This window comes from Rhodopirellula sp. SH410 (genome assembly GCF_055811895.1).
On the sequence record NZ_CM147949.1, the window covers coordinates 3,844,055 to 3,856,655 of the forward strand.

At 57.0% G+C, this 12,601-nt stretch carries 12 protein-coding genes and 1 riboswitch; of the genes, 7 read left to right on the forward strand and 5 right to left on the reverse strand.

Going from position 1 to position 12,601, the window contains the following annotated elements:
- Nucleotides 1-27 precede the first annotated feature (27 nt).
- The gene (locus SH410x_RS14090; RefSeq protein ID WP_473677102.1) at nt 28-1,206 is read right to left on the reverse strand and encodes a cytochrome P450 family protein; all 1,179 of its coding nucleotides are present in this window, start codon (nt 1,204-1,206) and stop codon (nt 28-30) included.
- A 488-nt stretch (nt 1,207-1,694) separates the two neighbouring features.
- Between SH410x_RS14090 and SH410x_RS14095 the strand changes: the two genes are divergently transcribed.
- From SH410x_RS14095 to SH410x_RS14110, 4 genes are all read left to right on the forward strand, one after another.
- Nucleotides 1,695-1,880 (forward strand): hypothetical protein, encoded by a 186-nt coding sequence (locus SH410x_RS14095; RefSeq protein WP_473677103.1) that lies wholly within the window; start codon nt 1,695-1,697, stop codon nt 1,878-1,880.
- Between the two features lie 489 nt (nt 1,881-2,369).
- Complete coding sequence (locus tag SH410x_RS14100; protein WP_473677104.1) at nt 2,370-3,422, forward strand: DUF1559 family PulG-like putative transporter; 1,053 nt, start codon at nt 2,370-2,372, stop codon at nt 3,420-3,422.
- Nucleotides 3,419-3,832 carry a hypothetical protein gene (locus SH410x_RS14105; protein WP_473677105.1) on the forward strand — a complete coding sequence of 138 codons (414 nt, stop codon included), beginning with the start codon at nt 3,419-3,421 and terminating at the stop codon, nt 3,830-3,832. Before SH410x_RS14100 ends, SH410x_RS14105 begins: the two co-directional genes overlap by 4 nt.
- 147 nt (nt 3,833-3,979) lie before the next feature.
- Entirely contained in the window at nt 3,980-5,320 is a 1,341-nt protein-coding gene (locus tag SH410x_RS14110; protein WP_473677106.1) for a YncE family protein, read from the forward strand.
- Nucleotides 5,321-5,619: 299 nt separating this feature from the next.
- On the opposite strand, the gene SH410x_RS14115 is transcribed toward SH410x_RS14110, so the two are convergent.
- The 4 genes from SH410x_RS14115 to SH410x_RS14130 form a co-directional block, all read right to left on the reverse strand.
- Nucleotides 5,620-6,537 carry a DUF4465 domain-containing protein gene (locus SH410x_RS14115; protein WP_473677107.1) on the reverse strand — a complete coding sequence of 306 codons (918 nt, stop codon included), beginning with the start codon at nt 6,535-6,537 and terminating at the stop codon, nt 5,620-5,622.
- A 161-nt stretch (nt 6,538-6,698) separates the two neighbouring features.
- Nucleotides 6,699-7,850, reverse strand: a complete 1,152-nt coding sequence (locus tag SH410x_RS14120) for a DUF1559 family PulG-like putative transporter (RefSeq protein WP_473677108.1) — start codon at nt 7,848-7,850, stop codon at nt 6,699-6,701.
- Nucleotides 7,847-8,896, reverse strand: a complete 1,050-nt coding sequence (locus SH410x_RS14125) for a PEP-CTERM sorting domain-containing protein (protein ID WP_473677109.1) — start codon at nt 8,894-8,896, stop codon at nt 7,847-7,849. The genes SH410x_RS14120 and SH410x_RS14125 overlap by 4 nt, the downstream gene beginning before the upstream one ends.
- A gap of 210 nt (nt 8,897-9,106) precedes the next feature.
- Nucleotides 9,107-9,368: riboswitch (cobalamin riboswitch) on the reverse strand.
- 138 nt (nt 9,369-9,506) lie between these two features.
- Nucleotides 9,507-9,683, reverse strand: a complete 177-nt coding sequence (locus SH410x_RS14130; protein ID WP_473677110.1) for a hypothetical protein — start codon at nt 9,681-9,683, stop codon at nt 9,507-9,509.
- Nucleotides 9,684-10,008: 325 nt separating this feature from the next.
- On the opposite strand from SH410x_RS14130, the gene SH410x_RS14135 reads away from it, so the two are divergent.
- The 3 genes from SH410x_RS14135 to mntR all read left to right on the forward strand — a co-directional run bounded on the left by SH410x_RS14135 (nt 10,009) and on the right by mntR (nt 12,487).
- Nucleotides 10,009-10,833: a tetratricopeptide repeat protein gene (locus tag SH410x_RS14135; protein ID WP_473677111.1), complete on the forward strand. Its 825-nt coding sequence runs from the start codon at nt 10,009-10,011 to the stop codon at nt 10,831-10,833.
- Between the two features lie 262 nt (nt 10,834-11,095).
- Nucleotides 11,096-11,845: a tetratricopeptide repeat protein gene (locus SH410x_RS14140; protein WP_473677112.1), complete on the forward strand. Its 750-nt coding sequence runs from the start codon at nt 11,096-11,098 to the stop codon at nt 11,843-11,845.
- A 228-nt stretch (nt 11,846-12,073) separates the two neighbouring features.
- Nucleotides 12,074-12,487: a manganese-binding transcriptional regulator MntR gene (gene mntR, locus SH410x_RS14145; protein WP_473677113.1), complete on the forward strand. Its 414-nt coding sequence runs from the start codon at nt 12,074-12,076 to the stop codon at nt 12,485-12,487.
- The last annotated feature ends 114 nt before the right edge of the window (nt 12,488-12,601 follow it).

Below are 12,601 nucleotides of genomic sequence, written 5' to 3' on the forward strand. Positions count from 1 at the left end.
CGAACGCCGAGCGTTCGGCGACATTTCTTAAATGGCGCGGTCGAGTGGGTGGAACTGAACCTCCAGCCGCTCGTACCCGACGCTGCGTTGATAGTGTTGTTCACGCTCGATCAGAGGAACCGACTGCAGCACCTCCATTCGACCCACATGCTCACACAGTGACTCCAATAGCGATCGAATGACCAGTCTCGCGTGCGCGGCGCCCTGACAGAGGTGCGTGCGAAAGCCAAAGGAAACGTGGGGATTCGGTCGACGATCTAAACGAATTTCTCCCGGTTGGTCGAAGACGGTTTCATCATGGTTCGCCGAGGCCCAACACAACCCCACGCGTTGATCCGGCGAAACCGTCACGCCGTGAATCTCGGCGCCGGCCGGACAGACACGCCCGATCTGCGTGAGCGGCATGAACACGCGAAAAAACTCTTCACTCGCCAAGATGATTCGCGTCCTATCCTCACGCAAAAATTCCAACGCCGCAGGATTGCCACCGAAGTAGCCGATGATTGACGTGATGCTATGGATGATCGTATCACGCCCACCCGCGAATGTGAGGTTTCCAAACCCTAAACACTCGGCTCGCGTTAAGCGGCGACCCTGGAAATTTGCCTGTGTGAGCGCACTAAAAAAGTCTTCCCCCGGCTGTTCTTCACCACGATCAAACTGAGCGTTCAGATAGTCTTCAAGCACATTTCCCGCCTTGAATTCGCCCCCGGATACCTTGAAGACATGGATGCCCCAGGCGATCCAAATGTCGGCTTCTGAGAGTGGCATGTTTAGCAGAAACGTCAATGCACGCGACTGCACCGGCAGCGAGAATTCAGCAACGGCATCGAATGCTCCGGACGCGCAACATGACTTCACCGCCGAGTCAATCATCTCCTTCACGCCCGCGATAACATCGGATTTCTTGGCACGCTGAAAAAACGGATCGGTCAGCGCGCGATACTCGGAATGCTCAGGCGGATCGACTTCGATGGGGAGTTGGCGGACCGTGCGTACTTCTTCTTCGGATGGGATCGGAACACGAAAGGGTGCGTCGGAACTAAACGTTTGCCAGTCTGCCGCAGCATTTCGGACATCGCCGTGCCGAAGAATCATGGTGATGTCTTCGCCATGAAAAGGGCACTGCATCACACCATCACGCTGTCGCGCCGCTCGGAATGGGTCCGCGCTGTTGATGCCTGATTCGTTCGTTGACTCGTCCATCGTTTCCCTGTGCTGGTATGGTGCTATCCACGCGATCACGATTCGCTGACTCAAATCGTAGCGTAAGTGGACGAACTGCAGTGGTCAGCATCTCCACCCGGAGCGGCATCTCAGCGATTCGAACACCACGCTCGCCGCCGGTGTTGAGCGTCGATCGCATCGGTTGCGTGCCAGCACCCTGTGCAGCGAAGATCGTTGCACCGAGGACGCACTGAACGGTCAGCTCTCACCGTTTGATCGACGACCGTCGGCTGCGGACGGAGGATATTCAATTTGCAATAATCTTCGACTTGACGAACCCGATCGATAGCGCTATCGTATTCCGCATGACAAGTCCTTGGTCGGACCACTTTACCATCTCCGAACTCTCCACACGAATGCCCCTGTGCGCTCGCTGATCCGACCCTGTCTCGTTGTCCTCGTATGCAGCATCGTTGCGATGGGGCATATCCCCGCGTTGCTGCACGTGGCGACCTGCGATGGTGAACATGGCAGCGACATTTCGCCCGCGGCACCCACGTCTGTTGTCGCGTCGTCGGCATGTTCACACGGTTGTCACCACCACGGCGCGTCTGCTGCCGATGAGCAAGTGGCACATCATGATGACAACCCGCATCATGATCATTCGCATCACGAACATGACCATCACTCGTGTTCGATTTGTTTGTCACTGAGCAGCCCTTGCGGTGCCACCTGGGCATTCCATGTCGTAACGGTCGGTTCCGCTTCTCAGGAACGCGTTGCTCAGCTTCTAGAACCTCTGTGTATCGTGAACTTTACGTTCGTCGCTGCACCTCGCGGGCCGCCTGTCTGCGCCTGAGTCCTTTGCTTGCCAACGCGTTTTACCAGCCTCGCATCTTGAGGTTGCTGGCGTCGTGCCCTCTCCAATGACGGTGATCGTACCGCCGTTTGGTCATGGCACCGCTTCATCACGTTCAACGTGAGCAAGGACACCTCTGCAATCGTTTTCGCTTGCGCGCCCGTTATACCGGGTCTGCCCAACGGCTGACCTCGCCTTCGCCACATCGATGCGGCGCGTGCGGTGTCTGGCGGTGCGCAATCGCGACCCGTCGCGGCGTCTTTTAACGACTCGAACGCGCGTCTCCGAGACACGTGTCTGCTCAGCTGAACCCCTACATACAATCATCAACCTGGATCAAAGAATGACCGTCTACTTTCCTCGCCGCGGCAAGCCACGCCGGGCCTTCACACTCATCGAATTGCTGGTCGTGATTGCGATCATCGGCATTCTCGTGGGACTATTGCTGCCGGCAGTGCAGTCAGCCCGCGAAGCGGCACGCCGGATGTCGTGCAGCAGTAACCTGAAACAAGTCTCGTTGGCCGTACATAATTATGAAAGCGTGTTCCAAGTCATCCCTGCGATGACTGGTTCGAGCAGCTTTTCAGTTCAGTCGCGGGTGCTTCCCTTTATCGAACAGGCCGCCTTGAGTGACCTCATCGACTTCGACAAGCCGCTGCTTGTCGGCCCACCCTGGATGGCGAGGTTCAATACCGAACTTCGACAATCCATTGAAACCGTTGTCCCAACCTTTCTCTGCCCCAGCGACGTCGGCGATCCGAGTTTCCACACCGACTTTGCCGATGGATCGAGCGGAACGACCGCTGGACTGAGCTATATGTTTAGCTACGGCAGTGGTACCGGAACACACTACGACGATCGCTACCGAACCGATGGCATGGTGTGGACCGATTCATGGGCTGGGTTTCGAGATTGCCTCGATGGAACGTCATCGACGGTGCTGCTAGCCGAAACGGTGCTCGGCGATGGCACCAACGGCATGAGCGAACCGTCCCCCAACGGTCCGCACCGCAGAATCGCCAACTGGGGTGGAACGACGTCCAATACTGCCCCGGCGCCCGGATTTTTTGAAGGCGGTGCATTGATCGAGAACCCTGACTTGACCACGGTCTTTCCGATCAAGATCTCCTCCTACAGTGGCAACCGTGGCGAGTCGTGGATTCGCGGTGTTCCCTACGCCACGGTGATCAATGGATACATGACGCCCAACAGCCGTATCCCAGATGTGGGCATGCACGGTCGCGGCTTCTACTCGTCACGGTCGTATCACACCGGCGGCAGCATGCACGCGATGCTCGATGGGAGCGTCCATTTCATCACCGAGTCGGTCGACCGAGACCTCTATCACGGGCTCTTTTCCCGGGACGGTCACGAAGTGGTCGAGGTGCCACGATGAAGCGTCCTGCCCATGTCCATCAGTCCATCCTCTTGGCCCTCACTCTGGCAGGCTGTGCTGAAACATCCTCACCCGTCGCAAACGGCCCCAGTGTGATGGTTTCTTATGAATCCCAGCCGCTGGCGGACGTGCAGGTGAGTTTGCATGCCACTGAAACTGGTCCCGTTTTGGCCCAGGCGGTCTCTGCGGCAGACGGTCACGCGCGTTTTCAAAACCTGCCTGTTCCCGAACCCAGCGAGTACCGCGTTTCACTGCAATCACTCAGCGATGGAGGCTGGATCCTGAATTCAAAGTACAGCCGACCTGGCGATAGCGATCTGCGTCTAAAACCCCTCGCTGGTCCCGATCCCCAAACAATTGAAATCTCACGCGGCGCAGTTCGTCCGCTACTACCGACGAAACGAAGATAAGAAATGAATCACGATCGAACGTGCGATTGGCTCGGACACCACTGACGTTGACAGCACCGTTCTCGCGGGCACGTCTCGGTTCGTGATCACTCAGCAATGACTCCTTCTTACGCTAACAATCAAAATTACTAACCAAGAGAATCGAAAATGAAAAAGTTTGTTCCATTCGCGGCAGCCTGCTGTATTGTTCTGATCCAGGGATCGTTCGGCTTTGGGCAAGGCCGAACGATCACGCGAGTATTCTGGCAGGATGACTCAACCGCCACGGTTCGCTATGGCGACCTAAAACGGGTTGCCGAAGGTTGGTCAATTGAGCCAATGTCGATCGCTGGTTTTCCCTCGCTCGACGTGTCTGAACAATCTCTGGTGCAAATGCACTCCGATGCGGGTGTCGTCTTACTTGGCGTCCGTGATCAAGCCGACGGCGAGATTGGCAGTGGCTGGATCGCGATCGACTCGGGTGCTCAAGAGGAGTCCCATGGGGATCATTCCCACTGGCGTTTGAATGAGGCCCCTAGCGTGTTGAAGGCAATCATCAGTACTGACCAGGGAAACCCCGCGCATGTCTACAAGTACGATGAGACATTCGTATTAGCGAACGACAAGAAGAATGGATTCACGACCACGACCACCTCACAACTACGCTCGGCAAAGACCGCACGGGACGCGGCGACGTTCTATGCCGGCGGGAATGGTCACATCACGCTCGCCGTCGTCGACAATCAGGTCGCCTATGCAACTTGGATTGCTCGTGAGGGCGATGAGCGCGGTCGAGTCGACGTGGTAAAGCTCGGAGCCCAAGAGGATGCGTCATATGCAATCCATTGCCCCAGCGGCGTGCTGCATGGTGCGACGGCTAACTCCGGCAGAGTATTTTTCGCACCATCGGATGGTGTCTGCTGGGTCGACGCCGATCTCGAATGCGACGATATCCCTGAAACGGTGCAGGTTCACCACCTGTCCCTCGGAAAAGGCGAGGACGATCTGCCGCTTCGCACCGGGGCTTTCGAGAATCTTGACCAGCGAGTGTTGTTCACTGCGGGCAAAGGCGAGCACGCCAAGTTGTGCTGGATCGACGCCTCCAGCGACTCACCGAGCGTACAGTCCATGGCGATAGAACTATCCGCCGGAGAGTCGCTGACGACACCGAAGGCGATCAAGACACGTGGCGGCAAGTCGTGGGTCTTGATGTTTCGCGAGAATGCGGAGAATCCCGAGAGTGACGCGCTCGTGGTAGTCGACGTCGATGGCAACTCGGATGGCGTATGGAATGATTCCGCTATTCACAGTGAAATCGCACTTGGACGCAGTCAAATCGAGGGCCATTCCGGGCATCATGAACTTGCTCTGCTGCCAACGAAGCGTCATCTGCTCGTTAGCAACCCAGGCGACGGAACGATCGCCCTGATATCAACGGCCGACTTCGCGGTGGCCGCAACATTTTCGGTAGGTGGGACCCCCACGCGTCTCGCTGCCATTGGCGATTGAGCCACCATCGTCTCGTCCCGCCGCGTGTGGTGTTGTCAACCAACGGTCCGACCAACCTGACTGACAGCACCCCGCGGTGGGGCTTTTTTATGACACCAACCGACACGTGAGCATCTCGCTGTGGGACATCGTGAGTTTCGTTGACGGTTCCGACACCCGCTGCGTTTGATTGAACAAACCTGTCTCAGACTCTGTGCGCCCCGTCATGAACGTAGATGTTTCGGGTGCCTGGACTCACCATTTTAATCGTGAGCATTTTCTGCAATACCGCGTTTGGTGGCATGTCTAGAGACGAGCAGCTAGCACGTCATCCGCCGGCGCCATCGCGAGACGCCACCGCCGAGCAAGCAAATCAAGATGACGGCAAGGCTGCTGGGCTCCGGAACGGCGGCGGTGTCAAGCGTCAAGTTGTCGAGTGCGAAATAGGATGGCGTGTTCATTCCGAAGTCGCCGCTGTCGCTCGACGACAAATTGAAATGCAGGCTGTTGGCATTGGCCAGCGAGCTCAAGTCGAGATTCGCCCAATTGCCGAGTATGTAGTCATCAGCGTTATCGCTAAAGCTGAAATCGGCCAGTGAAAAGTCAACTTCGGCCGCCAGGACTTGGTTGTTGGCGTCGATCCCAAAGACGGACAACGAGAAGTAGTCGGGATCATTCCCGGTGGCTCCGCCAAAAACCTTCGCAAAACCGTCGCCATCCTGCATTGAGAGGGCTGCGTAGGTCGTGTTCGTGACCTGGACTGACATCGCATGCGTGTTGCTCGGCAAATAGATGCTCGGTAGCTGCCGCAGTTGATCAACATCATAGCGATCAAACGGGACGGGATCGAATAGATTGGCGTTGACGTCGTTGTAACCGAACGCAACGGCGTACTGGCTCGACCCCTCTGCCCCGGATCCTGGGATCGCACTGTACTGATTCCCAAACCCGGGCGTCGTCCTGTCGGTTTGATTGGAGACCGCGAAGCCACTCCAACTCCCATACGTTTGATTGTTTCGATTGATAAATCCGACACCGTCGAGATCGATCAATCCTGTTAGGTTGGTGCCGCCCGATGAACTCGGTTCGGGGACGGCACCGGGAACAGGTCCGTTGAAGAATCCAGCGGCCCCTAAGGAGAAGCTTTCAAAGTCAACGACGATCTCAGCGGCAAGTTCGCGCGACTGGCTCAGTGAAATAGTTGCGAGCACGATGCTCACGAATAGATGGCGACTCAATTTGGATTCCTGATAGTTTAAAGGTGAATGGGAGATGGCTGAAACACATCCGATCATGTCCTGCGGGATGACCGAGTGAGCATCGGCCCGCACGGGTTCGCGAAACGCGGTCGGGTGGGCACGTGGTGCAAACGAGATGTTTCGAATGGTTTCTGTTGTGCTCAAAATTGCGGGATCACTTCGCCACCACGGCGAGAGAGCAATGCCGCGAAGACTTTCAGATCAAGTTGTTCAGTCACGAAGCGTGTCGAGCCATCCGCCATCAAGAACATCGCGCCTCCAGCGTGGTAGCTGTGGAACTCTTGCCCGAAGTCGCAAAAGTTCCCCTCGTGACTTTTTAAGAAGGAAACGCATGACTGCCACTTCGTTCCGGGGACCACCTGGGCACTGATCGGCGCACTCTGGTCAAAGAGGTTCTTGTGGCCAATCCAAATGGAATGCAATCCTTCAGGCGCCTCGCCGACCATGATCGTGTGGGACGTACCATCGAGAAACGACTTAACCGCCAGTTGCCCGTCTTTCCCGAAGAGGAGCGATCCGCGCCCAACACCATCGGTGATGCCGATGTCGGAGTAGTTGTTTTGACAATTGTGCAGCGGCGGGCAGCGCAGACCACGTTCACCATAGTTCCCACCGTAATCCGTTCTCGCGAACATCACTGTCGATGTGGGCGTGTCGCCGTTGGGACGCAGCAGCGTTGACTTCGGAGCGGACGGGCACAGATAGGTCGGCACGACTTCCGCACCGCCAGCGTGATTGACGTCGTCGAGATAGGGAACGTCCATATCAATTTTCTCTGACAACGCTGATTGCTCGATATAGGGCAACAGCGAGGCTCCCCAACTCGGCCGCCACATCGTTCGGAGAAAGACGTTCGTCGCACTCACTGCCCCCGCGCCACCAACAGGGAACTTCTCAAAGGTGGAGTGGTAGCTGTGGAAACCAAGTCCCACCTGTTTGAGATGATTGGCGCACTGAATTCGCCGCGCCGCCTCGCGAGCCGATTGCACGGCGGGCAATAGCAGAGCAACCAGCACTCCGATCACCGCAATCACAACCAACAACTCGGTCAGTGTGAATGCGGTACGATCGTGACCAGCACATGGCCGCCGCGACTGCCGACGCGAGCGAGCGGCCACAATCACAACCGACTGCTGGTCAGAGTCCAGCGACGACCAATCTACGATCTCGTCGTTTGTCCGACCACAGCCGATACAGACCGCCTCACTGTCGAGCGTGCAGACCAGGTTGCAAGGTGACTCGACAGCATCAGCGGATGAGTCGACACGAGTTGATTGAAAGAAGCTGCTCATCGGACTGACACAAGCCACGATCGCAGTGAGTTCAACGTACGTCTTCGCCGACGCCACAACAGCCCGCACGTCGCCACCGCAAAAATCGCAAAGCTGGCTGGTTCGGGGACCGCCGCCACATTGAGCACACCCACCGCCCCTTTGGTGAGACCGACATAGTCAAACCCGCTTGAGTCGAACGTGGCGTAGTTGTCTAGAATGGCATTGCCCAATGAGTCTCGATCAATCCCCGCGACAGGAATACCGTTTCCATCCATGAGATCCCCGCTGCCCGCCACATCGACCAGACGTACGTATCGGATGCTATTGAGATCCAGCGCACCCGATTGAACCAACGCACTCGGCGACAATTCGCTCAGATCAAATGGCGTTCCCCAATTGTTGGCATGCTTACCAGCCAGGTTATAAATATTGGTAGCGTCGTACCCTTGAAATGCCCCCATTGCGACGGTCGGTGCCGTGTTCAATGAAATCGATGAGAACCGCAGAAAGTCACTACCGTTGGACGATACCTCGACATAAGCCAGCTCCGCGAATAGCGAGGTGGGACCGCCAAATCCAAAACCGTTTTCAAATACGGCGAAGTCGGCGCCAACGCCATCGGCAATCGGAGTCTCGAAGCCCAGTGTGATCGAACCCGCACCGTCGATGCCAAGGAAACCATAGGTATCACTGGGGTCGTTGACATCGCCGCCGAACGACGTGCTGCTGCCAAGTCCAGCGTGGAACGCGTTGGGCTTGGTACCCGTTGCGGGTCGGTAGCGTGAATCGAAACCCGTACCGATTCCGCCCGGCCGTGCGACCGGGCTGTACCGGTCTCCCAACGATGTCAGCCCCGCCGAAAAGTCTTGGAAATTCGGTCCGACTCCCGGCGAGGGACGGTAGTCGACTACCCACGACTCAAACGTCGCTATATCGCCTCGGGCAATGGGATTGTCAGTGGCTCCAGGAGTGAATCCAGAATGGCTGGAGTAGACGCCCGCGTGGGTGTGCATCACACAGACCAACGACAGGAACAAGAACGCAGAAATGCGAAGAGTGGACATCAGAAAACCTTGACGCAGGTACACACTGCTTCGTTGGCAAGGCTCAGCTCTCGGTCGACGCTACGTGGGAACGCAACTCCACAACCGAATCACCTCGCCGAGCGAGCACGAACGCAGAATGGAATGGATCATCCAGTGAGCCTGTGGGGAGTTTCGAACAAATGTTCGAAACCAGCGCACTGCAACGTTTGCCTCAATCCGAGAAGGCACGGAAACGTCTTGCTCAAGGTAGGTCTTCTGACTCACCACCATCCTGAACACTCTCTGCCTTCTCACCTGCACAAGACTTGAAAAGCACGAGGCTTGACGAGCACTGGGCGGGCAATGGCACTTCAAAAGAAAGAGCGTCGGGTGCGATTAATTTCTATCGCAGGTGGAACACAGCGGCTGGACCGTCCCGGGATTGCACCGGAGTTCCCTGTTAACCAGATCGGCAGAAACCGATCCAATCACCTTGGACGGCGGGATTGTTACCAGCATCACCCAACGCGTCAACCGCCATCGGGAGCTGTTGTCCGTGAACCGGGATCACTACTCACCCGCACCCGCGATGGGCAGGCGTGGTGCCCAAACTCTCAACTTGGGCTCTTCCAACGATTTCACGAAGGTCTCAAGAATCAGAAAGGTCCTGTTCGTTTTTCCCCAACGGCTTCAGCAGTGTGGGTTGGGTCGGAAACAGCGGATCGTTTGCCTGCTCCGTTTTACGTCCGAGAATGGGCATGACAGCATTGTAGGTCCGCAACACACCGGGTAGCTCGGACAATCCGTTGAAAAGGAGTGGGTGCATCTGGGTGACATTTCGACACCGAGCGGGTTTTGCTCACCTGAGTGGCTTCCTCCGGCAATTCGGCGCGGCTCGAAACCATTTTGTTTCTTCATTCGCTTGACACTCAAACATGGACCGCGTACTATTGCGAGCAATTCTCATTAGCAATTGCTGGCGACGCAGCAAGCTAGTGTGATCGCGATGTGCCCGCTTCGGGTCAGCCTCGAGATCATACAGCCAGCCACGCCCAGGTTGCCCCCGCTCATCACGATTGATGCGTGGGGCTTCTTGACGCGCAGTTCTGGCCCGATGTGGCAGGACTGCCTTTGCAGATCGGTGGTTTATCATGTCTGAGATGGAATTTCGAGCGCAGCAATTCGCCGGCGTCGAGCGTTTACGGCTGGCTCGGTCACGCTATCAGGCGGGACGGCTCGCTGAGGTCGTCGCGATGGCGAGCCAAGCGGTAGAGCAGCCCGCCGACGACGGGGGGCCCGAGAAAGAACAGGGCCCTTGGCTGGAGTTACTTGGGTTGGCGTGCCACGATCTCGGTCGGCCACGTGAGGCTGCCGATGCGATCGAGAAGGCGAGCCTAGTCTCGCCGGTCTCGGACGAAACTCGGATTGTATTGGCGTCCTGCTATGCGGAGTTGCGCCGGATCGATCTGGCGCGTGACCTGTACTTGCAAATGGCAATTCGCAGGGAGTTACCGGCTGCGTTAATGCTCCAGATCGCCGCGGGACTTGAGGCGATCGACTCACCCCAACTCGCGATGCAGGTCTGCGAATGGGTCACCGAAAAGGATGACTCGGTCGCCCAAGCGTACTACGACATGGGCTTTTACTCGGCGCGTTCGGGCCAACCCTTGTACTTAACGGAGGCATTGACGCAGCGTGCTGTGCAGCTCGATCCCGGCAACTTGCACTACCGGATCGGTCTGGTATCGCTGCTCATCCAGCTCAACCGTGATGATGAGGCCATCTTCGCCCTCGGAACGTTCCATGAAGACGATGTTGAGCGAGTGACCTGTGCAAGCTGCTTGTCGCGGATTAGCGGTCTGCTCGGCCGCCGCGGATTCTTGGACTTGGCCGACGATTGCGAAGACAAGGCAACACGCATCCGAGAGGGGCAATCCGCCACTGCGACATCTCCGTCTTGGGGAATCCAACAATGAGTTTCCTTTCGTTGATTCTCTTGCATGGGGCACTCATCTGTGCAGGCTTTGGCATGATCACTGTCCTTGCGACCGTCGCTGTCTATCTCAGAAATCTCATCAAGGCAGCTGCGTTCACTCTCTCGCACAAACGCAGAGAACCCGCAGTCGATTGTCCAGTGAAACGTGTAGGCTCCGGTCCGACAACGCGTCCGAAGACACCAAGCATTCCCGACCTGCCGGGGAGAACTCGGCTATCACTCTGTCACTGGAGATCGACCCGATGGCAAGTTCAATGAACCAGCCCACCGCTGAGCAACTTTACGACGACCTATCGTTGGTGCTGTCTGCGGGGGATATCGATGCCGCGCTCGAACAGCTCGACATCATTTGCCGAGTTCATCCTCACCACGGCGGTGCATGGGAACTACGAGGACTTCTGCAAGCACAAGCGGGACGACCGAATCTAGCGGTCTTTTATTTTGAGCGGGCCCGCGAACTGGTGCCGCTCGAAGTATGGTCCTCGCGGGTCATGGCGTTGCAGTACTTGGCAATCGGACGGGAACGAACTGCCATCGGCCTGCTCTATACGGTCGGCGTATCCGCCCCGTTGGCCACCGCGATGTCTCGATTGATTTCGCATGACCTGATGACGCTCGGACATCCCGAACTGTCAGCCGACGTGATCCGCAACGCTCTGGCTCGTGATCGCCAGGAGCCATTGTTATGGCACGAGCTTTCGGCCATTCAATCGCGACTCGGCGAGTTCCCATCGGAATGCTTGAAATCTGTCGAACGAGCCATCTTGCTGGCACCTCAAATTGCAGAGTTTCGAGTAACCGCCGCGACTTTGATGATCCGGATGGACATGCCCCGTGAAGCGTATCAAATGGTTTGCGAGGTCGTATCCGACGACTACGTCGATCTCGATTGCGAGTGCTGCCTGTGGCGGCTGATCTGCATTTTTGATTGCTTCGATGATCACCAGCGAATGGCGGTCTGCTACAAACGACTTCGTTCGCTGAGCCGCTAATTGACTCCGAGACCTTAGAACGCGTCTGACTCTAGTTAGCCACGTCTCGCCAGAGGGTATCATCCACGTTCTGGCGAGCACCTGCGACTCGGTCGATTCGTTCGCGGTCGCTCAAGATCACGGCTACAAAAAATCAGGGCATGGTGCTCATGCAAACTTCCACGATGATGAGGCATCGGATATTCTATTCCGCCCCGCCCGCTACATTGGAAAAGTTGACTTGCCGCCATGTCTGTCCCCAGCCATCACCGAACCCGGCTCGACCACGCCAGCGAGGTGGCCGAGGACTATGTCGAGGCGATTGCCGATGCGATCGAGCGGTCGGGCATTTGCCGTGCGATGGATTTGGTCAGCCATTTCGAAGTCACACACGCTACGGTCAACAATACGATCTCACGGCTACAGCGTGACGGGTTGGTGCATACCGAACCCTATCAACCAATCGACCTCACTGCGGCGGGACGGCGATTGGCAGTGAAATCGCGGCAGCGACACGAAATCGTAAAGTCCTTTTTGAGAAAGATGGGCGTCAGCGAGCAGACCGCTGCGATCGATAGCGAAGGCATCGAGCACCACGTCAGCAAGCAGACCTTGGCAGCAATGAAAAAAATCCTGAAAGACGGCTGGCCTGAAAATAGCTAGGATGCGTTCGCCCAGCGGAAATCTTCCTTGACCGCCAAAGTCCGCACCACTAGATTGACGCTAAGTGCGTGGTGGCCACCTTAACGGGCCCCCACTCCCCGCCTGCCGCCCACC